Source organism: Candidatus Pantoea floridensis, assembly GCF_900215435.1.
Taxonomy (GTDB): Bacteria; Pseudomonadota; Gammaproteobacteria; order Enterobacterales; family Enterobacteriaceae; genus Pantoea; species Pantoea floridensis.
On record NZ_OCMY01000001.1, the window covers coordinates 931850 to 954732 of the forward strand.

General features: G+C 54.1%; 18 protein-coding genes. 8 read left to right on the top strand and 10 right to left on the bottom strand.

Features of this window, described 5'->3' with window-relative positions:
- Nucleotides 1-49: 49 nt before the first annotated feature.
- The 5 genes from CRO19_RS04495 to CRO19_RS04515 all read right to left on the bottom strand — a co-directional run bounded on the left by CRO19_RS04495 (nucleotide 50) and on the right by CRO19_RS04515 (nucleotide 5558).
- Nucleotides 50-478: an OsmC family protein gene (locus CRO19_RS04495; RefSeq protein WP_097094785.1), complete on the bottom strand. Its 429-nt coding sequence runs from the start codon at nucleotides 476-478 to the stop codon at nucleotides 50-52.
- A 64-nt stretch (nucleotides 479-542) separates the two neighbouring features.
- Nucleotides 543-1733 (bottom strand): FMN-dependent L-lactate dehydrogenase LldD, encoded by a 1191-nt coding sequence (gene lldD, locus CRO19_RS04500; protein WP_097094786.1) that lies wholly within the window; start codon nucleotides 1731-1733, stop codon nucleotides 543-545.
- Nucleotides 1730-2518 (bottom strand): transcriptional regulator LldR, encoded by a 789-nt coding sequence (gene lldR, locus CRO19_RS04505; protein WP_097094787.1) that lies wholly within the window; start codon nucleotides 2516-2518, stop codon nucleotides 1730-1732. The genes lldD and lldR overlap by 4 nt, the downstream gene beginning before the upstream one ends.
- Complete coding sequence (lldP, locus tag CRO19_RS04510) at nucleotides 2515-4161, bottom strand: L-lactate permease (protein ID WP_097094788.1); 1647 nt, start codon at nucleotides 4159-4161, stop codon at nucleotides 2515-2517. The genes lldR and lldP overlap by 4 nt, the downstream gene beginning before the upstream one ends.
- A gap of 236 nt (nucleotides 4162-4397) precedes the next feature.
- The gene (locus CRO19_RS04515; RefSeq protein WP_097094789.1) at nucleotides 4398-5558 is read right to left on the bottom strand and encodes a cyanate transporter; all 1161 of its coding nucleotides are present in this window, start codon (nucleotides 5556-5558) and stop codon (nucleotides 4398-4400) included.
- An 87-nt stretch (nucleotides 5559-5645) separates the two neighbouring features.
- Between CRO19_RS04515 and CRO19_RS04520 the strand changes: the two genes are divergently transcribed.
- The gene (locus CRO19_RS04520) at nucleotides 5646-6506 is read left to right on the top strand and encodes a LysR family transcriptional regulator (RefSeq protein WP_097094790.1); all 861 of its coding nucleotides are present in this window, start codon (nucleotides 5646-5648) and stop codon (nucleotides 6504-6506) included.
- Nucleotides 6507-6593: 87 nt separating this feature from the next.
- Nucleotides 6594-7955, top strand: a complete 1362-nt coding sequence (locus CRO19_RS04525) for an amidohydrolase family protein (protein WP_097094791.1) — start codon at nucleotides 6594-6596, stop codon at nucleotides 7953-7955.
- 208 nt (nucleotides 7956-8163) lie between these two features.
- Here CRO19_RS04525 and CRO19_RS04530 read toward each other — a convergent pair whose 3' ends face one another.
- Entirely contained in the window at nucleotides 8164-8361 is a 198-nt protein-coding gene (locus CRO19_RS04530) for a hypothetical protein (protein ID WP_039333073.1), read from the bottom strand.
- A gap of 401 nt (nucleotides 8362-8762) precedes the next feature.
- Between CRO19_RS04530 and dbpA the strand changes: the two genes are divergently transcribed.
- The 3 genes from dbpA (at nucleotide 8763) to CRO19_RS04545 (ending at nucleotide 13110) form a co-directional block, all read left to right on the top strand.
- Nucleotides 8763-10142 carry an ATP-dependent RNA helicase DbpA gene (dbpA, locus tag CRO19_RS04535; RefSeq protein WP_097094792.1) on the top strand — a complete coding sequence of 460 codons (1380 nt, stop codon included), beginning with the start codon at nucleotides 8763-8765 and terminating at the stop codon, nucleotides 10140-10142.
- A gap of 128 nt (nucleotides 10143-10270) precedes the next feature.
- A complete protein-coding gene (locus tag CRO19_RS04540) occupies nucleotides 10271-11233 on the top strand; it encodes a chemotaxis protein (protein WP_097097588.1) in 963 nt (320 codons plus the stop codon).
- A 320-nt stretch (nucleotides 11234-11553) separates the two neighbouring features.
- Nucleotides 11554-13110: a methyl-accepting chemotaxis protein gene (locus CRO19_RS04545; RefSeq protein ID WP_097094793.1), complete on the top strand. Its 1557-nt coding sequence runs from the start codon at nucleotides 11554-11556 to the stop codon at nucleotides 13108-13110.
- 79 nt (nucleotides 13111-13189) lie between these two features.
- Here the strand turns inward: CRO19_RS04545 and CRO19_RS04550 are convergent, their stop codons facing one another.
- From CRO19_RS04550 to CRO19_RS04565, 4 genes are all read right to left on the bottom strand, one after another.
- On the bottom strand, nucleotides 13190-14473 hold the full coding sequence (locus CRO19_RS04550) for an HAAAP family serine/threonine permease (RefSeq protein WP_097094794.1): 1284 nt from the start codon (nucleotides 14471-14473) through the stop codon (nucleotides 13190-13192).
- A gap of 457 nt (nucleotides 14474-14930) precedes the next feature.
- A complete protein-coding gene (locus tag CRO19_RS04555; protein WP_097094795.1) occupies nucleotides 14931-15926 on the bottom strand; it encodes a glycosyltransferase family 2 protein in 996 nt (331 codons plus the stop codon).
- Complete coding sequence (locus CRO19_RS04560; protein ID WP_097094796.1) at nucleotides 15923-17230, bottom strand: oligosaccharide flippase family protein; 1308 nt, start codon at nucleotides 17228-17230, stop codon at nucleotides 15923-15925. The genes CRO19_RS04555 and CRO19_RS04560 overlap by 4 nt, the downstream gene beginning before the upstream one ends.
- A gap of 16 nt (nucleotides 17231-17246) precedes the next feature.
- Nucleotides 17247-18224 carry a glycosyltransferase family 2 protein gene (locus tag CRO19_RS04565; protein ID WP_097094797.1) on the bottom strand — a complete coding sequence of 326 codons (978 nt, stop codon included), beginning with the start codon at nucleotides 18222-18224 and terminating at the stop codon, nucleotides 17247-17249.
- Between the two features lie 1032 nt (nucleotides 18225-19256).
- Here CRO19_RS04565 and CRO19_RS04570 point away from each other — a divergent pair.
- From CRO19_RS04570 to CRO19_RS04580, 3 genes are all read left to right on the top strand, one after another.
- A complete protein-coding gene (locus CRO19_RS04570) occupies nucleotides 19257-20909 on the top strand; it encodes an ATP-binding protein (protein WP_097094798.1) in 1653 nt (550 codons plus the stop codon).
- Nucleotides 20902-21603 (top strand): response regulator, encoded by a 702-nt coding sequence (locus tag CRO19_RS04575; protein WP_097094799.1) that lies wholly within the window; start codon nucleotides 20902-20904, stop codon nucleotides 21601-21603. The genes CRO19_RS04570 and CRO19_RS04575 overlap by 8 nt, the downstream gene beginning before the upstream one ends.
- A 175-nt stretch (nucleotides 21604-21778) precedes the next feature.
- A complete protein-coding gene (locus CRO19_RS04580) occupies nucleotides 21779-22867 on the top strand; it encodes an ABC transporter substrate-binding protein (protein ID WP_097094800.1) in 1089 nt (362 codons plus the stop codon).
- The last annotated feature ends 16 nt before the right edge of the window (nucleotides 22868-22883 follow it).

Below are 22883 nucleotides of genomic sequence, written 5' to 3' on the forward strand. Positions count from 1 at the left end.
CGCCCTGAGGCGCATTGTTGATTCTAACGCTGGTCACCCGGAAGGGCGATTATTTATTCAGCGTATAGTCGAGCGTGATCTCAGCGTTCAGTACCTGAGACACCGGGCAGCCCGCTTTGGCTTTCTGGATAATCTCATCGAACTTCGCATCCTCAATGCCTGGCAGCACAATGGCGCTGGTCAGCGCGATTTTGGTGATGGCAAAACCCTCGCCCTTTTTATCCAGCGACACATCAGCAGTGGTATCGATGCTGGTCGCTTTATGTCCTTCATTGCCCAGCATCAGCGACAACGCCATGGAGAAACAAGCGGCATGTGCTGCACCAATCAGCTCTTCCGGGTTGGTACCCTTCTGCCCTTCAAAACGGGTGTTGAAACCGTACGGTTGATTGCTCAACACGCCGCTTTCAGTACTTACCGTTCCTTTGCCTTTGATGTCGCCTTCCCAATGGGCCGATCCTTTCTTATGAATGGTCATGTCATTCCTCCTGTTTAGTTCGACAGGTAATGAGTATAGACAACCTCCCTGATTTTGCTGGCGCTTAGCTCACCGCGCGCGGCCGTGCCGGGCTCAATCCTGCCTCGCTCAGCAGCGCATTGGCCTGCACCAGCGACGCCTGCGTAATTTCGTGAATGGATTTCGCACCGGTCAGCGTCATCGCCACTTTCATCTCTTTCTCAATCAAGTTGAGCAAATTCTCCACGCCGCGCTGACCATGCGTTGCCAATGCATACACAAAAGCGCGGCCCAACAGCACGCTATCGGCACCAAGCGCGATCATGCGCACCACATCCAATCCGCTACGAATACCGCTGTCGGCCAGAATGGTAATGTCACCTTTTACCGCATCGGCAATTGCCGGTAACGCGCGCGCTGAAGAGAGCACGCCGTCCAGCTGGCGCCCGCCATGATTTGACACCACAATGCCATCGGCGCCAAAGCGCACCGCATCGCGCGCATCGTCGGCATCGAGAATACCTTTGATCACCATCGGTCCATCCCAGAATTCGCGGATCCACTCCAGATCTTTCCAGGAGATCGACGGATCGAAGTTGTTCGCCAGCCAGCCAATGTAATCTTCCAGCCCGGTCGGTTTGCCAAGATAGGTAGAGATATTGCCAAGATCGTGCGGACGGCCATGTAACCCCACATCCCACGCCCATTGCGGATGCGTTGCCGCCTGCCAGTAACGGCGCATGGCCGCATTCGGGCCGCTCATCCCCGAGTGCGCATCACGATAGCGCGCGCCCGGCGTCGGCATATCCACGGTGAATACCAGCGTGGTACAACCGGCGGCTTTGGCACGCTCCAGCGCATTGCGCATAAAGCCGCGATCGCGCAGCACGTAGAGCTGAAACCACATCGGACGGTTAATCGCCGGTGCCACCTCTTCGATTGGGCAAACCGAGACCGTAGAGAGCGTAAAGGGAATGCCTTTCAGCGCCGCGGCACGTGCCGCCTGCACTTCGCCGCGTCGCGCATACATGCCGCACAGTCCCACCGGTGCCAACGCCACCGGCATCGATAAAGTTTCATTGAACAGTTTGGTCTCAAGGCTCAGTTCCGACATATTTTTCAGCACGCGCTGGCGCAGCGCGACATCGGAGAGATCGGCGACGTTGCGCTTCAGCGTGTGCTCGGCATAGGCGCCACCGTCCAGATAGTGAAACAGGAACGGGGGTAAGATGCGTTGCGCCGCGGCGCGATAGTCACTGGCAGCTGAAATGATCATCCGTTTTTTTCCTTATGCTGAGGTAAATCATGGCCCGGCAGACGCGTAATCCGCGCCTGCCGCGCTTCATCTTCATGCAGAGTTTTCATGGTGGTGTGCACAAAACCGAGGTGATCCATCGCCGCCTGGCGCGCGGCTTCAGCGTCGCCGGCCATGACGGCATCAAACATCGCCTGATGCTGTTCGTGCAGGCGATTGAAAATCACCGGATGGGTATACATGCGTTGACGGCTGTGCAGCACCGAAGATTGCAGCAGATCGAAAAAACCGCGCATGGTTTGCAGCAGCACCACGTTATGTGAGGCTTCGGCGATGGCGAGATGGAAGCGCAGATCGGCCTGCGCGGCGAGATCGGGATCGTCGCTCTCATGCATCTTCAGCAGTGCGTCAAAGGCGTAGCGCAGCTTCTCTTTGTCAGATTCCGTGGCGCGTAACGCCGCATGCCACGCAGTACTGGCTTCAATAGCGTGGCGCGCTTCCAGAATGTCATAGCGATAATCGGGATCGGCGGCCAGCAGCTGACGAATCGGCTCAACGATACGCTGCTCCGGCCACGGCTCCTGCGGTTGACACAGCCAGGTGCCGCCGCCGCGTTTACTGATTAACACGCCGCTGCTGATCAGCTGCTGAATCGCCTCGCGCAGCGACGAGCGCGAAACACCCAATTCGGCTGACAGCGCACGTTCCGAGGGTAAACGCATCCCCGGCTCAAGCTGGCGTTCACTCATCCAGGCGCAGAGGCGCGCCCGTAGCGTATCCGCTGAGCGCGGCGTGTGTTCAGTCATGGAATCATCCAGGTGAGGACATAAGCCTGAAGCGTGGTAATCACGCCGACCATGCAGGTAAAGATCAGGCTATGTTTGACGGTGAAACGGAACAGATCCGACTCTTTGCCCACCAGCCCAACGGCGGCACAGGCAATGGCAATCGACTGCGGTGAAATCATCTTGCCGGTTACCCCGCCGGTGGTATTGGCCGCCACCAGCAACACATCCGACACGCCAATCTGCTGCGCCGTTGTTGCCTGTAGCGCAGCAAACAGCGCGTTCGATGAGGTATCTGAACCGGTAAGAAACACGCCGAGCCAGCCAAGGAACGGCGAGAAGAAAGTAAAGGCATTACCGGTATGCGCCAGCGCCAGCGCTAAGGTCGCCGACAGGCCGGAATAGTTGGAGATAAAGGCAAATGCCAGCACCATACCGATGGAGTAAATCGGCAGCGCCAGCTCCTTCAGCGTTTCGCCAAAGGTCTCGATTGCCGCCTTCGGCTTCATGCGCAGCCAGATGACAGACAATACCGCCGCCAGCAAAATCGCCGTACCGGTGGCCGACAACACATCAAACTTGAACAGCGCCGGATATGGCGTCGCCGCGTTCACCACCGGCGGCATGCGCGCCACCAGTTCATTCAGCAGCGGCACCGGCACGGTGAACACCCAGTCATACATCGCGCCGCCTTTGGCGAACAGCGCTTTAAACGGCGGAATACTCCACAGCGTTACGGTGGCGGTGAGAAACAGGAACGGCATCCATGCACGCACAATCTGGCCCAGGCTGTAGCGCTGCTGCGTATTGTTCGCATCGACCGCGGCCTGCTCAAAGCGGAAAATGCGCACCGGCTGCCAGCGGCGCAGAAACAGCGTCAGGCAGACCAGCGATACCAGTGAGGAGATGATGTCAGGCAGTTCCGGGCCAAGAAAGTTAGAGCTTAGGAACTGGGCGATGGCAAAGGATCCGCCTGCGACGATCACCGCCGGCCAGGTCTCTTTCACACCGCGCCAGCCATCCATGATCGCCATGATCCAGAACAGCACAATCATGGTGAGGAACGGCAGCTGACGCCCCGCCATCTGTCCAATCTGGAAGCTGTCGATTCCGGTCACTTGCCCGGCAACAATAATCGGAATGCCCATCGCGCCAAACGCCACCGGTGCGGTGTTCACAATCAGGCAAAGCCCTGCGGCATACAGCGGATTGAAACCCAAACCCACCAGCAGCGCGGCGGTGATCGCCACCGGCGCACCAAAGCCCGCCGCACCTTCCAGGAAGGCACCGAAACAGAAGCCAACGATCAGCATCTGCAAACGCTGATCGGGCGTTATCGTCAGGATCGAGGCGCGAATGATGTCGAACTGGCCGGTTTTTACCGAGATTTTGTAGACAAACACCGCCGCGACGATAATCCAGGCGATGGGCCACAAACCGTATAAAAATCCGTAGACCACGGATGCCAGCGCCTGGCCTAACGGCATACCGTACAGAAACAGCGCCACCAGCAGCGCAATCACCACGGTGGCGGTACCCGCCTGATAGCCTTTTAGCTTGAGCTTAATCAGCGCGAAGAAAAAAAACACAATCGGGATCACCGCCACAAGGCTGGAGAGCCACAAATTATCGAGCGGATCGTAGTTTTGTTGCCATACCTGCATGCCGTTTACTCCAGAGGTGACCAGAAGGGGGCGGCGCATCGGCTAATGCAGGTGAGCGCCGCCGCTATTGCCCTGTTCTGCCCTGAATTGGTAGGACCACATTCAGGGCGCCGGGCTTTCTGGCTCCAGATAGTTAATGCATTGTTAACCTAAAGCAACGAAGCAGGTGTGATTTTTCGTGTTATGTGACGATATGGCAACATTTAACGATTTTGGTAGGACCAATTATCGTTAATTCAACCAAAGGCCCGACCATAACTGCGGGGATGGAAGCGCAGATTGAGCACAATTAGCCCAACTGTCACCAGGGTTTGCATCAGCCAGACGCTGCTGAAACTGTGGGTGAATGCCTGAAGCTGGCCCGCGATAAACGGCATGCAGCCGGCGATGATAAAACCCGCCCCCTGCATAAACGCCACCAGCCGTGCGCCAGCCTGTGGATGCGGCAGGTGATCGAGTGCCAACACCATCGCCAGCGGAAACGCCGCGCCCAGGCCAAAACCGGCGATCGCGGCCCACAGCCACGGTGCCAGCAGCGGTGCAAACAGAAAGCCGCTCATGCCGAGCAACTGACAAATCAGGCTAATAATCAGCTGTGGACGGCGATCGGCCTTGCGCGCCAGCAGCGGCATCAATAACGCTCCAGCCACCTGACACAGAATCATCACCCCCAGCAGCGAGCCACCGGCCTGCGCCGACCAGCCAAGATGATGGTAGGCATCCGGCAACCAGGCAACACAGGTTGCATAACCGCCGTTCACCAGCCCGAAGCTCAGCGCCAGCGTCCAGGCGCGCGGCTTGCGCCACAGCGCTGGCAGCACAATCTTCTCCCTGCTGGCTGCGGCAGGCACGCGCACGCACAGCCACAATGCTATTGCCAGCAGCACCGGTAGCGCCCAGCCCGTTAGCGCCAGCGACCAGCCGAACTGCGCGCTGAGCCATGGCGACAGCGCCGCTCCCAGCCCGCCGCCGCCCATCAGCGCGCCGGCCCATAAGCCGGTCACCGGTGCGCTACGCTGGGCAAAGCGTTGACGGATCAATCCCGGCATCGCCATCTGTACCACGCCCACGCCAAGTCCACCGAACAAGGCGCTGATCACTAGCCAACTGCCGTCATGGATCACGCCACGCGCCAGCAGCGCCAGCAATAACAGGATTAAGCCGCCCAATAATAATCGTTGCAGCGGCACGCGCTGCATCAGCGAGGCGCTGAGCAGCGCAACCGCCCCCATCATCACCATCGGCACGGCGGGCAGCAGTGAGGCGGCCAGCGGAGAGAGCCCCATCGCCTGGCGTAACTGGCCGAGCAGCGGGCTAATTGAAGTCAGTAACGGACGCATATTCAGCCCAGCCAGCACTAAAGCGGCGAGCGTCAGTCCGTTGGAATGTCGGTTCATACGCAATCCAATAGTGAAAAGGTTGCCAGCATCGCAGCAGTCAGTACTATTTGGAAATGAAATAACACCATAGCGACCAGTGGAAAAATGAATCGTCAACCGATGTTTACTCCGCAGCAGCTGCTCAGTTTTGTGGCGGTATGCGAAACCACCAGCTTTACCCGCGCCGCCGAGCGCGTGCATCTCTCGCAATCTACCGTCAGCCAGCAAGTACGCCGTCTGGAAGAGATGATAGGTAAAGCGCTGCTGGAGCGGACGTCGCATCAGGTGGCGTTAACCGAAGAGGGGGAAAAACTACTCGGTTATGCGCGGCGCATTATTGCCCTGAACGGCGAAGCGCACGATGTGCTGAGCGACAAATGGCGCGATGGCATTTTGCGCCTGGGGGTACCGGAAGATTTCGCCGCGCCCACGGCCAGTTTGCTGGCGGAATTCAGCCGCGAGCATCCGCAGCTACGGCTGGATGTCATGAGCGGCATGTATGTCGATCTGCACCGCGCGTGGCAGCGCGAAGAGCTGGATATCATGTTGATCAAGCAGCCGGGCGGCGAGCGGCCGCTGGCCTCGCGCCCGGAGCCGCTGCTGTGGCTGGATAGCGCCGCGCATCCCTGCTTTGAGCAAACGCCGGTACCGCTGGTGGTGTTCCCGCAGCTCGGGTTGTATCGCGAAGAGATGGCGCAGACGCTGGATCACCTTGGCCGCGGCTGGCGCATCAGCTACAGCAGCGCCAGCCTCGTCGCGCTTGCCAGCGCCAGCGCCGCCGGATTGGGTGTCACCCTGCTGCCCGCCAGCTGTCGCCTGCCTGAACATCGCGTATTAGGCGAAGCCGAAGGTTTACCTGACATCAGCCATTTTGAACTGGCACTGTTTTGCCGTTCGCCGCAGGACGATTTGCAACAGGCACTGGCCGCCGCGCTGGTCAGGTTTTGCCATTTGCAGTGGCAGTGATTTTCCCACTGCCAGTCAGTGGAAAATATCGCAGCGCCCCGCGTCGGGTTTTGCCAGATTAGGCGTTTTCATTTGATGGAGCCTCTGATGCAACTCACCTCTCCCAGCCGTCGCGAATTTCTTAGTCTGACCGCCGCCGGTAGCCTGCTGGCAGCCGGTATCAGCTATGCCGGACAAGCTTCACCGTTATTGTCTGAAAAAACGCAGCCTCATACTCCACCCCCGCGCGTCGCCCATTACCAGCTGCTCAATGTGCGCCTCGAAGAGGGTTTTGAGCGCGACGGTAACGACGTGATTGCCACGCGCACCGCGCTGTATGACATCACCGTCAAAGAGGGCAAATTCGCCGCGATTGAACCGGCAGGCAAGGCCCGTAATGCCGCATTGCCCCAGTGGGATGCCAACGGCGCTCTGCTGCTGCCGCGCACCCGCGATATGCATATCCATCTCGACAAAACCTTCTACGGCGGTCCGTGGCAAGCACCACGTCCGCGTCAGGGCAAAACCATCATGGATATGATTGCCCGGGAACAGGTGCTGATCCCGCAGCTGCTGCCCACCTCACAGGCACGCGCCGAAGCGATCATTGGCTTGTTGCACAGTAAAGGCACCACCGAAGCGCGCAGCCACTGCAATATCGATCCGGTTAGCGGCCTGAAAAGTCTTGAGCATCTCAAGCTGGCATTGGCTAACCATCCGCAATTCCCGTGTGAGATTGTCGCTTTTCCGCAGCATGGTTTGCTGCACTCGAAGGTTGATGGATTAATGCGTGAAGCGATGCAGATGGGCGTCGAGTTCGTCGGCGGACTCGATCCAACCAACGTGGATGGCGCGATGCAGGCGTCGCTGGATGCGATGTTCCAGATAGCGCTTGATTTCCAGCGCGGCGTAGATATCCACCTGCACGAAACCTCGCCCTCCGGCGTGGCGGCCATTCAGTACATGATCGATACCATAGCGAAAAATCCACAGCTGAAAGGCAAAGTCACGCTGAGCCATGGCTTTGCGCTCGCAACGCTTGAAGGCAAAGCGCTGGATCAGATGATTGCCGGCATGGCTGAGCAGCAGATGAGCGTGGCTTCTACCATCCCAATCGGTAAGCTGACCATGCCGCTGCCGCAGCTCCAGGCGGCGGGCATCACGGTGATGACCGGTACCGATAGCGTGATCGATCACTGGTCGCCGTTTGGTAGCGGCAGCATGCTGGAAAAAGCCAATGTGTATGCGCAGCTGTATCGCGGTTCTGATGAGTTTGGCTTAAGTCGTGCACTGCACATAGCCACCGGCGGAATTTTGCCGTTGTCGAATCAGGGCGAGCGGCAGTGGCCCCAGCTGGACGATGAAGCCAGCATGATGTTGGTCGAGGCCAGCTGTTCCGCCGAAGCCGTGGCACGCATTTCCCCGGTGCGCGCCACCTTCCAGCGCGGATTGCCGGTGTTCAGCGCCTGATGTTCCCAGGTGCGCATAAATGCGCACCCTACAACACCGTAGGGTCGCCATTTATGGCGACCGTCCCAATCAATGCGCGAATCATATTGACGCCATTGATGGCGACCGTCCCGCATTCGAGTCCTGCCAGCAACAAAAAAGCCTCCGCAAGGAGGCTTTACGTACGACATAAAAAGGGTGGCATGCGCACACCCGATGAGTGCTGGATTTACGAAAGCATCTGAATCGCCAGCGCATACAATCGCTGGTTTTCATCGTCGCTGACAGGCTCTTCTTCCGCGTAACAGGCAATCATAGAGCTCACTTTATCCGAAGATAACGTTTCCCCATGCAGATGCAGCGTTAACACGGCGCGGCCGACGATTTTCAGAATGTCTTCGTTTTGTCCCTGGACATAATGACTCAATGAAATGACCTCTGAAGTATCTTGGGTTTTAATCGTTCGCCAAATGGCGCGCTAAATATAAAGCAAATCGACCATAATCTTTAATCAGAATTTTCCCAGCCCTTAGGCACACATAAGCATAACGCCTGCAAAAGGGTGGCGAATAAGCGCTGAATAAGCGGCAAATTCTTGCTAATCACCCCAACTGGCTAAAGATGTCTGATGCTACCCCCCTCATGGCGCAACAAAATCAACCGCAAAAACATTAGAACTATGCGATAGTTTTCGCTCATAAACTCAACAATGCGGTGGCGAGGCTAACTGGTTTCCGGGGTAAACCACCTGCGCTTTTGCCATTGCCGATCACCGCCCTTTCTGCAAGACTGACCGCCGCAATCCTACCCGCAATTAGAGACATTTCCGTGACTGCTTTTTCTACCCTGACGCAACTGCCTGCCAGCCAACTCGATAACCTGCGCGAGATGGGTTTCGACGCCATGACGCCGATTCAGGCCGCTTCCCTGCCCGCCATTCTGGAAGGGCGCGACGTGCGTGCGCAGGCGAAAACCGGCAGCGGCAAAACCGCCGCATTTGGTGTCGGCTTATTGAACCGCATCGACAACAGCCAGTTTCATACGCAGGCGCTGATCCTCTGCCCAACGCGCGAACTGGCCGACCAGGTCAGCAACGTTCTGCGCCAGCTGGCACGTTTTACCCGCAATATTAAGATCCTGACGCTGTGCGGCGGCCAGCCGATGAGCGCGCAGCGCGACTCGCTGGTCCATGCGCCGCATATCGTGGTGGGCACGCCGGGCCGTCTGCTCGATCACCTCAAGCGCGACAATCTCGATCTTAGCCAGCTGCAAACGCTGGTGCTGGACGAGGCGGATCGCATGCTGGAGATGGGCTTCCGCGACGATATGGAAGCGATTATTGGTTTCACCCCCGAAACACGGCAAACGCTGCTGTTCTCCGCAACCTGGCCAGATACCATTGCCAGCCTCAGCCAGCGTTTCCAGCGCGATGCGCTGGCGGTGGCCACTGAAGATAAGTCTGAACTGCCGGCCATTGAGCAGCAGTTTATTGAAGCCAGCGCCAAAGAGCGTCACAGCCTGCTCGGAGCCCTGCTCAGCCAGCAGCAGCCGGCATCGTGCGTGGTGTTCTGTAATACCAAACGTGAATGCGATGACATCGCCTCTGCGCTAAATGAACGCAACATCAGTGCTCTGGCGCTGCATGGCGATCTCGAGCAGCGCGATCGTGAACGCGTGCTGATTCGCTTCGCTAACGGCAGCATCCGGGTGTTGATCGCCACCGACGTGGCCGCGCGCGGTCTGGATATCAAATCGCTGGCCTTAGTGGTGAACTTCCAGCTGGCGTGGGATCCGGAGGTACACATTCACCGTATCGGTCGTACCGGGCGCGCGGGTGAAAAGGGATTGGCGGTGAGCTTTGTGGCTCCCGACGAAATGGTGCGCGCGAATGCGCTGGAGGAGTATCTGCAGCAGAAACTCAACTGGGTTTCCTCCAGCACGCTGAAAGGCAGCAGCGCGACGCCGTTGCCCGCCACGAAAATGACGCTGTGCATTGATGGCGGCCGCAAAGCGAAAATCCGTCCGGGTGATATCCTCGGCGCGTTGACCGGTGAAGCCGGATTCAGCGGCGATCAGATTGGCAAGATCGACATGACCGCAACGCATGCCTATGTTGCTATTGATGCCGCACAGGCGAAAAAAGCACTGATCAAGCTGAAAGAGGGCAAGATCAAAGGCAAAAGCGTGCGTGCCATCCTGCTGAAGTAATCTCCTCAAGCGTGAGGGCGTCGCTCTCACGCTAAAATTTCATCCCCTTTCCCTTCATTTTTTCGCCCTTCTGCCGATAAGTTAATCATGGCGATTTTGCCCTGCCCAGATTCAGCCCCGAGGCCATGATGGATAATTTTCAGAAAGAGATCGATGAACGCGCCAATCTTGCGCTTTCCAATAAATTCGAACTGCTGTTGTTCCGCCTGGGTTCCGATCAGCTGAAAGGCAAATCTGAGCTGTACGGCATCAACGTCTTTAAGCTGCGTGAAATCGTGCCCATGCCAACCATTACGCGCGCGGCAGGTATGCAATCACCGCTGCTAGGCATGGCGAGCATTCGTGGTCAGTTTATACCGGTAATCGATCTGCCTGCGGTGACCGGCTGTAAACCAGAGACCGGACTGAATCTGCTGCTGGTGACCGAATATGCCCGTAGCACCCAGGCGTTTGCCGTTGAATCCGTGGAGAATATTGTCCGTCTCGACTGGAGCCAGGTGCATACCGCGGAAGCGGGCATTGGTAGCCGTAACATCACCAGTATCGCCTGCCTGGATACCGATGGTCAGAGCAATAATCTGGCGATGGTACTGGACGTTGAGCAGATTCTCTATGACGTGATCCCTTCCGTGCGTGGCGTTGAGCCAAGCGCAGAGACGGCCAAAGATTTCAATTTGAAGCCAGGTCAGGTTGCTATTGTGGCGGAAGATTCCAAAGTGGCGCGCCAGCTGCTGGAGCAGGGTCTGAAAAGCATGGGCATACCGGCCATCATGCATAACACCGGGCTTGAAGCCTGGATCAAAATTACCGAGATGCAAAAAGAAGCCGCGGCTAACGCGGAGTCGATCCACGATAAGATCGCGCTAGTGCTGACCGATCTCGAAATGCCAGAGATGGACGGTTTTACCTTAACGCGTAATATCAAGCGCGATAACGTTTTGCGCCATATCCCGGTAGTGATCCATTCGTCGCTCTCCGGCAGCGCCAACGAAGATCACGTGCGCAAAGTGGGCGCCGATGGATACGTAGCAAAATTCGAAATCAATGAGCTCTCCAGTGTGATCCACAGCGTGCTGAAAACGCCGCGTTAAGTCCTTTCGCCCTTTTCCCGGTGCGCGTAAATGCGCACCCTACGAAATCCGCATCCGCCATTTATGGCAACCTCATACGCACATATGTAATGCCAGCCAAAAATCCTCGTTTACACCATTCACCAAACTGTGACCCACCTCTAAAAAATTAAAGTTAACACATTAACAACCGATAACTGAAAGCGCTTGCGCCGGTGCTGCCATACCAGTTTTGTCACGCTGCGTAATTATTTTCACCTTTAAAAACATCAACCTGCTGCGGGCGCCTTGCCTGCGTTTCCATCTTGAAACATCAATTTTTGGCATTACGGGGAGATCCAATGTTGAGCTTAAAGAATATGAAGGTCGGCGTCCGTCTGGGCATCGCCTTTGGTTTAGTGGTGGCACTGCTCGTCATCGTCGGTGTGACATCAATTAGCAAAATCAACACTATCAAAACCGGCATCACATCAATCGTGGAAGATCGCTATGTGAAAGTGCGCCTCGGTTTTGATGTGCGTGATGGCGTCAACGATCAGATTAAATACCTGCGCGGCATCGTGATTGATACCACGCGCCCCGAAAATAATGTCAAACGCTATCAGCAACTCGCCGATGCCACCGAACATACCAATAGCGCGATGAATAAAATCAAAGCGGTTCAGGTAACTGAAGTGGGTAAAAAGAAAATTGCCGGGTTGCTGGCCGCCAGTGACAAGTTCGAAGTAGAGAAAAAGGCGTTGCTGGAGCTGGTGCGCGCGGGCAATGCGGATGCGGCCAGCACCTATGTGCTGAAATCCATCACCGAAACGCAAAACGCGTTTCTGGATAGCGCGATAGCCTTTGCCAATTCTCAATCGGCACAGCTGGAACAGGAAGGCACAAAAATTATTGATAACGGTTCATCGGCGATTGAAATGACGCTGATCTTTTCCGCTATCGCCATTGCTGCCGCTATCGTACTGGGCTTTATGCTGACGCGTTCAATTGTGCGTCCGCTCAACGAAGCGGTAGAAATTGCCGGGAAAGTGGCGGCGGGCGATCTGAGCTCACACATTGAAGTTACCGGCAAAGATGAAACCGCCGTGCTGATGCAGGCGCTGCAGGCGATGAACGACAATCTTTTGACCATCGTCTCGGACGTGCGTGCGGGTTCCGATACCATCGCGGTGGCGTCAAATCAGATCTCCAGCGGCAATATCGATCTCTCCTCACGTACCGAGCAGCAGGCGAGCTCGCTGGAAGAGACGGCTTCTGCCATGGAGCAGATGACCGCCACGGTGAAACACAATGCCGAGAATGCGCGCGAAGCCAATCAACTGGTCGCCAATACCTCGAGCGTAGCCAAAGAAGGCGGCGTAGTGATGGAACAGGTGATTGAGAAGATGGAAGCCATTACCCTGTCATCGAAGAAGATCGTCGATATTATCAGCGTGATTGACTCCATTGCCTTCCAGACCAACATCTTGTCCCTCAATGCTGCCGTCGAAGCGGCGCGCGCGGGTGAACAAGGTCGCGGTTTTGCCGTGGTCGCCACCGAAGTGCGTAATCTGGCAGCACGTTCTGCTTCTGCGGCTAAAGAGATCAAGGTATTGATTGAGGATTCTGTCGCGAAAGTGGATGAAGGCAGCCGTCTGGTGACGCATGCGGGTTCCACCATTGGTGAAGTGGTCAACAGCGTAAAGAGCGTGGCGGATATTATGAGCGAAATCACCATTGCCAGCAGCGAGCAGAGCAGCGGGATCAGCGAGATAAACTCTGCGATTACGCAGATGGAAGCGGTAACGCAGCAGAACGCCGCATTGGTGCAGGAAGCCTCAGCGGCATCACAGGCGTTGCAGGAGCAGGCCGATCGTTTGGCGCAGTCAATGAGCGTGTTTAAAACGGCTGCGGTGTAAGGTTTGCCAGGTCGCCATAAATGGCGACCCTACCAAATTGTTAGGTGCGCATTAATGCGCACCTTGTTGATGACGAAGATTAATTCACCAATGAATACGCGATAGAAGAAATCGCCAGCACGCCAATCATCACCACAAATACGTTACTGATCTTACCGCTGTACTGACGCATTGCCGGCACCTTCTGGATGGCGTACATCGGCATCAGGAACAGAATCATCGCAATAATCGGCCCGCCCAGGGTTTCAATCATCCCCAAGATGCTGGGATTCAACGTCGCCACCAGCCAGGTGGTCAGCAGCATAAAGCCGGTCGTCAGACGATTCAGGCGCTGCGGCGTGACGCTTTTACCGCGGCTGCGCAGCGATTTCACCACCATGCCGTTAAAACCTTCACGGGCGCCCAGGTAGTGGCCGAGGAACGATTTGGTAATGGCGACCATCGCCACGATCGGCCCCATCCACGCAATCATCGGCACATTAAAGTGGTTCGCCAGGTAGGAGAGAATGGTGATGTTTTGATCTTTCGCCGCCTGTAAATCAGCAGGTGACAGGCTCAGCACACAGCTGAACACAAAGAACATCACCGTAAACACCATCAAAAGATGGGCATTCGCCAGGATGCGTGAACATTTCTTCTCAGCGCCATCGCCGTACTCATTACGCTTGGCGACGGCAAAAGAGGAGATGATCGGCGAGTGATTGAAGGAAAACACCATCACCGGAATCGCCAGCCATAGCGTCATCCAGATACCGCTGCCGCTCTGGCTCAGGGACAACGTTTCCAGCGCCGCGCCATGCCAGTGTGGTACCAGATAAGCCGCCAGCAGCATTAGCACGGCCACAAACGGAAACACCAGCACGCTCATGGCTTTCACAATCATCTGCTCGCCAAAGCGCACCACCGTCATCATGCCGATAATCAAAATCAGCGACAGAAGCACACGCGGCGGCGAAACCAGGCCCAGCTGATGCACGATAAAACTATCGACGGTATTGGTGATCGCCACGCTGTACATCAGCAGGATCGGATAGATAGCAAAGAAGTAGAGCAAGGTGATGATCTTGCCGGCACCGACGCCAAAGTGCTCTTCCACCACTTCGGTGATGTCTTCGCCGGGATTTTTACCGGAAAGCACAAAGCGCGTCAGCGCGCGGTGCGCATAATAGGTCATCGGAAAGGCAAGAATCGCCATAATAATCAGCGGAATCAGCCCGCCTGCACCGGCGTTAATCGGTAAAAAAAGCACGCCCGCTCCAATCGCCGTACCGTACAGACCCAGCATCCACACGGTATCACTCTTGCGCCAGCCCTTAGCTACCGTTTCAACGGTGCCAAGCGTACCGGTTTGTGAGTTGTCCATCTGTCTCTCCACAAGTTAAAGCTTAATCAACGCAGCCAAACGGTGGCTGCCAATTATGGCGCGGGCTTTGCAGCTCTGCCGTTGCGCAAAGGATGACGCTTAAAGGCCACAATTTCACGCGCCCTGATGTTTTGCACCGCAGTAAATGCACGAAACATGCGCGCAATCGATTGCATGGGGCGCTATTTGACATGAGACGCGGGATGAGTGCAAGAAGGAGTCACAATGAGGAAGCAGAAAGGTCTGGTAAGCGTGGAGAAAGGTAGGTCAGTTGCGTTAATCGGTCGCCATGAATGGCGACCCTACGTTTGATGAGCGGGGTTTTCGTAGGGTGCGCATTTATGCGCACCTGGATACAAGCGAAAGTGGCAACGGTGAGTTGTTGCCACTGATAGCGGTTTTCTCCCAAATGATTCACGCAGCCAACGCACCTGCAGCGTGAAGTATGAAGGGAGAATCAGAATGCGCGCATCCTGTAGAGAGCATAAAGAAAATAGTACGCTGTGAGAGTATTCAAATTCATAATCATGTACTTCAGTTTTTCATTTTTATTTAGCAGTATGAAAATACCTTTTGAGTATTTCCCCCGCTTAATTTCATTAATTTCCTGGGCAATATCCGCAGGTGAAAACGAAGAGTGATACATTGCGGTCACGATTTGCATATCTAACGCTAATACGCGTTTTGAAATGCCTTTCAGGAAATAATCGAGATCGCTGGAGTGATATTTACTGATAATAGCGTCATAAAGTGCCGTTAGAAACTGCTTTCTCACTTTCAGCTCACTGTATTGCACCTTACGCTTGGATAATGATGCCTCCACATCTTCATAGTGATAAGCCGCGCCCGGTGTCACCAGGAAATTGTTAATACAGCTAAAGAACTTCAGGTTGAACAATAAATCCTCGCTCATTGAGATGCCTTCTAAAAAGCGCAGATTCAGTTCTTCGATGATCTGACGGCGATAACATTTGTTATGCAGATAACCGATGTTATCACTCATCTCCAGTTCACCGAGCACGTAGGGAATATCCTCATTACTGAAGAAGCCCGCCTGCGATACCTTCCCCACGCGGTTATCATTGAGGTTTCCTACCATCAAATCGACAGTTTCAGCTGGCCAGGCATCAAGATTCTGTTTGAAGATCATTAGGAAGTTATCATCCACCCAATCATCCGCATCGAGAAAGAGTACATATTCACCACGCGCCTGTTGCATTCCGCTATTGCGCGCCGCGCTAACACCGCCATTAACCTGGTGAATAACGGTGACTTGCGAATAAGCGCTAAACTCCTCCAGTATTTTCGGGGTTGTATCGTTGCTGCCATCATTAACGACAATAACCTCATAATTGCTGAACGTCTGTTTAAGTACGCTCAGCAAAGTACGCTTAATGGTTTTTTGTGAGTTATAGACGGGAATGATAAGACTAAATAGGGGTTTTTCATTCATGATAAACTCTCTTTACTGTCTGAGGTTTTGATATTGCTAAATAACAGCCATAGTTTCCTGGGGTTGATAAACACTTGATGAATACGCATAACTGGCTGAGCAGGGAAAAAGTAATTAAGTAGCGAGAAGGAGAGGAACTCGGTTAATACCACGCTCATTGCCGCGCCGTTTAAACCAAAATACGGTACCAATAACAGTGATGACGCCACGCAGATGACTAACACGACGAAGGTTTTCTTCACCAAATAACGATAACCGTTGTACTTAATAATAAAGCGATCCATGACGCTACTAAGCACCGCGCACATCGCCCCCACGCTGAGTAATAACGTTGGCGCTACCGCATCGAGATACTCGGCACCGTAAAAGTCGCGGATGAACCATCCGGACAGCAACCAAATAGCCAGAATCACCATTGATGAGACGCCAATCACCAGCAAATGTAATTTCTGCGCCTTGATAATCGACTGCTCATCATCGCGTTCGGCAAAGAACGCCGGGAAAAATGAAGCCAGCAAGGCATTGGGTAAAAATACCCACGCGGTGGCTAACGTCAGCGCCACCGAGAAAATGCCCGCCTCTTTAACACCAAGGAAATAGGAGACGCTGATTTGGTTAACACGCGTATAGATCGCGACAGCAATCACGGAAAACACCAGGGAAATACCCGAGGCCACCATATAGCGTGAATACTTTTTCATCTGACGAATGGCCGGAATAGGCACCTGACGATGATATTTAAGAAAGATGGCGAGCTTAATGACGAACGGAATAAAGGTGGCCAGCACGATAGGAATAGCCAATAACCTGGCATCCAGTTCGAACCAGGAAATAAAGAAGCGCACGGTTAAACTGATTGCCAACCCCGCCAGGTTGGCGATGACATTCAGGCGGGCATTAAGCATCGCCTCATTGTAGATATTCACCAAATCGAGTGACGAGAAGAGACAGGCAATGGCCGCCGCACAAATAAATACCAGCGCCTCACTACTCCACTCCTCGCCCATAATCAGCATACCCGCTGCTGCCAGCACGCAGTAAATCACCAACACCAGCAGGAACGTGGCCATCATTAAGCGCATACCGGAGTGCCGGTTTTGCGATATACGTTTCAGCAGAATGACATCGCTGCCCATCAGCGCGATGCTTTGAATGAACTGAAAGACCAGCATCGAGATCGAGATAATGCCGAAGGTGGTGGGACCTACATATTTCGCCACATAGGAAGTGACAAATATCAGACCGAACACCGCAATCAGCTTTTCAGCGATCATCCACATGGAGTTTTTTAATTTATCTTTCACAACTCAACCTCAGCGTTTATTTCTGTGCCAGCCGGCGCAGACGCGATACCAGTCGTGGACTGACGAAAAACAGCGCAAAGTACAGACTCCACGGATTGAGCATCAATCCTGATGTGAAATAAGACTTAAAGCTGCGGCGGTAGAGTGAGATATATTCATCAACAAAGGCGCGACTAAATCCGTCGCTATACAACGCTTTATAGATATAAGATGAAGTGACTTTTAAATAGAGATGGTAATAACAACGGCTGTGCTGTGCAGATAAAAACGCCTGCATACCATTAAAGGAGCGCGCAAAGGAGAAGTGCTTTTCCCGCAGTGCCGAGCGCGTCGCGGAGTTATCCGATACCACATAGTGATAAACCACCCGTTGCGTAAATATCACCTGGCGATCCTGTTGCAGATGCAGGTAATTAATCACAAACAGCAGATCTTCAAAGTTATAAATTTCTTCATTAAAGCTAAGCTGATGCTGACGAATCACATCGCCGCGAAACACCTTATCGCAGATGCCGTGACGGGGATTGAAATAGAGCAAATCGTTGATAGCCGCAGACGCCGCCAGCTGGCGCGTATCGTTGGCGTTGGCCGGGAAATCAAGGGGCTGCCCCTGCGGCGTGAAGTGCTGCGACTCCCCCACCACCAGCGCGACCGGGTTTTGCATCAGGTGCACATAGGTGGCAAACGCGCTGGGCGGCAGAAAATCATCCGCATCTAAAAAGCACAGCAGTTTGCCGCGCGAGGCGCGAATGCCCTGATTGCGTGCCGAAGAAACGCCGCCGTTGGCTTTATCGATAATGTGAAAATGCGGGTAATGGGCGTAATGCTGTAATATCGCGAGCGAGTTATCGCTGGAACCGTCATTAATAAAGATGGCTTCAAAACGGATTTCATCCTGCTTTAGCAGGCTATCAATGCATCGCTCCAGATACGCTGCGGCGTTATACACCGGCACAATGACGCTGAGTAAAACGTCGTTAACGGGATTTTGCATATGACCTCTGGACTCTGTCGACTTTAGAATTGCGGGCGGATAAAAACATCGGTGAACGCAATGGTGATTAATCGATAACTATCACTACACGTTGCTTTCGCCCTGCTTAACATTTATGGGATAGGTATTTCAGAGTTTCCTCAGGCTAATTAAAAAAGCCGGGAAATGCTGGCTATAAAAAAAGCGTAATAAGATAATCGCCATATAAACTGAGCAATCTCATTCTGTTTTCAGCTGCTAAAATAGGCAGGCTACCGCCCCAGGCTTACAGCTACCCGTGTACTGAAAACAGTTAACTCTTTTTTTTTGGCGTAAAGAAGCTGCGCTGCACTCACAGGAGTTCAGTTGTTTTTCAGCAAGTTACGCTTTCATGCGGCGATTTTTGCATTACGCAGATACCGCATTCATCAATGTGTACTTAAATTAAATTTTTATCTTTTATGTAATGAGAATAAAAAACGCTGGCGCTTTATTGCACCCATTACGTAACGCAAGACATGTCGATCGGCAGTGAAAAGACGCATCAAAAAACGGGCCTTTTCAACCCACGTGACGACATTAACGATATTTGCTGTATGCCCTGCACTTTTATTACCTCGGTGCGTCTTTCGCTAGCCGATAAGTGCAAGTGGCGTTAATCCAGTGCGGCTCTCGCAGCCGCACTGCAACGGGCATAAGGCCCAAAATTTGCGATCTGGTTCAAAACTTATAGCGGCATTCTCACCAGTAGTGGTTATAAGGTCAATGGCTTCCAGACCAAAACGGAATTTACTCAGGGGCAGCGTTGATAAATTTTAAGCCTATAGATTAGCCGTGATGAATGAATATTTACGCCATTGATTAGCGCCAGCGACTCGATAGGCCAGGAATAAGAGGGGGAAGCCTGATCTCAACGTACCAGCACAAACCACCCCTTACGTCGCGAGGAGATTGTAGCCAGCTCACAACTCTGGCGTTAGTCGATCACCGCCTGCATTTTCGCGTGCTAGTCTGCCTGGATGCCACTCTCCAGTTTTCCTTACTGCAGGCCGTATGAAACGCAGACTCCCTTTTCAGGTAAAACTCTTTCTCTCTCTGGTGCTTTTTTCCTGCCTGCTGCTGGCTTTGCTGGGCACAATTCTGTTTCATTTTATCGACAGGCAGTTGCATCACGATCTTGGGCAGCGCGCACGCGTGCAGGCCAGCGAAATTGCGCTGATGCCGGGCCTGGCGGATAAGGTGGCGCGTCGCGATATCGCGGGGATTGCCGCGTTGATTCAGCCGCTGCGCGACCAAAGTGATGCCAGTTACATCGTGATAGGTGACGTGCGTGAACAACATCTTTACCACTCGGAATCGCCCGAGCGCCTTAATCTGCCCTTGATTGGCGGCGACAATGCCGAGGTGCTGCAAGGCAAAACCATCATTTCCGTACGCAAAGGTGGCATCGGCGTTTCCCTGCGCAGCAAAGCCCCCATTTTTGATGCGCAGCATCAGGTGATTGGCATTGTCTCGGTGGGTTATCTCACGTCCTATATTGCCAATATCAATGCCAGCCTGCTGTGGCAAGCCAGCCTCTACGGTGTGGCCCTGCTGCTGCTGCTGTTTATTTTTTCATGGGTGTTTAGTCGCAACCTGAAAAAACAGATGTTCTGGCTTGAGCCAAAAGATATTGCGCTACTGGTGCTGCAGCAAAAAGCGTTGCTGGAGGCGATGTATGAAGGCGTGTTTGCCGTGAATGCAGAAAAACAGCTGATTTTGATCAATCGCGCCGCCCGGGAATTACTGGATTTGCAGCAGAGTGAAAAAGAGCTGCTGGGGAAACCGCTTGATGCGGTGTTGCAGATACACCCCGCGTTTCTCAGCCAACGTGACGTACATGAGCCAAGTCGTCATCATGACCAGATTACCGTACTGAATCAGCGCCAGGTGATCGTCAATCGGGTCGCGATTGAGCTGGAGCCCGGCGAGCCCAGCGGCTGGGTATGCAGCTTCCGCGATAAAAATGACATCAATACGCTGAGCAGCCAACTAAGCCAGGTGAAGCGCTACGCGGATAATTTACGCATCATGCGCCATGAACAGCTGAACTGGACGGCGACGCTGGTCGGCCTGCTACAAATGCAGCGTTATGACGATGCCATGCGCTATATCCATGCGCAATCTGCGGGCGCGCAGCAGGTCCTGGATTTTGTCTCGGCGCGCTTTACTTCGCCCGCGCTCTGCGGACTGCTGCTGGGGAAATATGTTAGTGCCAGAGAGAAAGGCGTCGAGCTGAAATTCGATCCGGCCTGCCAGCTTACGCGTCTTCCCGCCGCGCTGAGTGAAACGGCGCTCATGTCCGTGGTGGGAAATGTGCTGGATAACGCCGTGGATGCCACGCTGAACGTTAGGCCACCGGCCAACCCTATCGAGCTCTATATTTCAGACAGAAATCACGAGCTGTTAATTGAAGTCGCCGACCAGGGCTGCGGCGTCGATGAGGCGATAAAACCGCATCTGTTTGAGCAAGGCGTGACCAGCAAACCCACCAGCGGCGACGATATGCTGGGTTCCGAACACGGTATCGGCCTCTACCTGGCGGCGGGTTATGTTCATCAGGCGGGCGGCAGCATTGAGATCAGCGAAAACGCGCCACAGGGCACCATTTTCTCCATTTTCATTCCGTTCCAGCCCGAGTTTTCAACAGGACTATCCCATGAATAACGCCAAAGCACTTGATGTCGTCATTGTGGAAGATGAACCCCATCTGGCCGATTTGCATCGCGAATTTATCGAGCAACATTTTCATCTGCGCGTGGTAGGCATTGCCGCCACGCTGCAGCAGGCGCGGGATCTTATTCACGTGCATCAGCCGCGCCTGGTGCTACTCGATAATTACTTGCCGGATGGCCAGGGCGTCACGCTGATTGACGATCCTCTCCTGAAGCAATTTGAGTGCTCAGTGATTTTCATCACGGCCGCCAGCGATATGCAAACCTGCAGCCACGCGATGCGCAGCGGCGCTTTCGATTACCTGCTAAAACCGGTGTTTTTTCATCGCCTACGCGCCTCGCTGGAACGCTTTATGCTGTTGGTCCAGACGATGCGCCAGATGACGAATGTTGATCAGCACGCGCTGGATAAGCTTTTCAATTTGCCCACCAGCGATGTGCCCGCTGCCCCCTCGACGAAGGGGATAGAAACCATCACGCTGGAACGGGTTAAGCACTTTTTTAGCGCTGCGCCCGCCGCCAGCTGGTCGGTGGAGCAAGTGGTGGAGAGCGTGGGAATCAGCAAAACCACCGGACGCCGTTACCTGGAATATTGTGTCGAAATCGGCTTTATTGGCGTGGAGATGCAGTATGGCAATATCGGCCATCCGCGTCGGCTCTACCGTAAAATCACGCAGGCGGAATAGTGTGACCGAGCGCAAATGCCAGGCCGCCGTGTGCGTGGTTTTAATGGTGTTAATTGGCTAAACAGCGCCAACAATCACACTTCGTGAAGATAACGATCTGTCACCTCTTGTCTGACAAAATCGATCGGCTATGTTGACCTTTAGTTCCTCAAATGTAACTAAAAGGTTAATTATAATGTCGAACACTTTCCATCTCTCTCTGGTTGCTACTACTGTCCTGCTCGCCTCTTCTGCCTTCGCCGCCCCGCCGCAGGGCTATCCGGCCAACTATCAAAACGTGATAGATGCCGCGACAAAAGAGGGCAAAGTGGTGGTTTACTCCACCACCGACACCAAAGCGGCCGGTCCGCTTATTCAGGGCTTTGAATCCACTTATCCGGGTATCAAAGTGGAATATAACGATATGAACAGCACCGAGCTGTATAACCGCTTTATCAGCGAGCAGGCTTCAGGCGGCAGCAGCGGCGATGTGGTGTGGAGCTCCTCAATGGACACCGGCCTGAAGCTGGCGACCGACTATGCGCAGGAGTATCAATCGCCAGAGTTGAGCCAGATCCCTAAGTGGGCGGTGTGGAATAATAAAGCCTACGGCACCACCTACGAACCGGTGGTTTTCATTTACAACAAACGCCTGATTCCCGCCGCTGACGTGCCTGATTCACACACCGCGCTGGCCAAGCTTATTGCCAGCCAGACGGACAAATTCAAGAGTAAAGTCACCACCTACGATATTGAAAAATCGGGCCTTGGCTTCATGCTTTCGGTGCAGGATGACAAAGCCGATCCTCACTATTTCACCACCCTGGCTGACGTCGCCAAAGGTGGGTTAGCTGTACAATCCTCTACCGGCACCATGATGGAAAGGGTGTCATCCGGCGAAAACCTGATCGGTTTCAACATCCTCGGTTCCTACGCGGAAGCCCGCGCCAAAACCGATCCTTCACTGGGTATTTCCTATCCGAAGGATTACACCCTGGTCCTGTCTCGCGTCTCCTTTATCAGCCAGCAGGCGCACAACAGCAATGCGGCCAAACTCTGGCTCGATTACGTGTTGTCGGAGAAAGGACAAAGCATTCTGGCCAATCAGGCCGATATCCCTTCCCTGCGTAACGATATCGAAGGCAAAAACGATATTGATGGCATGACCAAAATGTTAGGCAAAGCGCTGAAACCGATCCCGGTTGACGAGAGCCTGCTGGAATATCTGCAGCCGAAAAAACGTCTCGATTACATCAAACAGTGGCGCACGGCCGCCGGTAAATAACGGCAGTAAGCAAGCG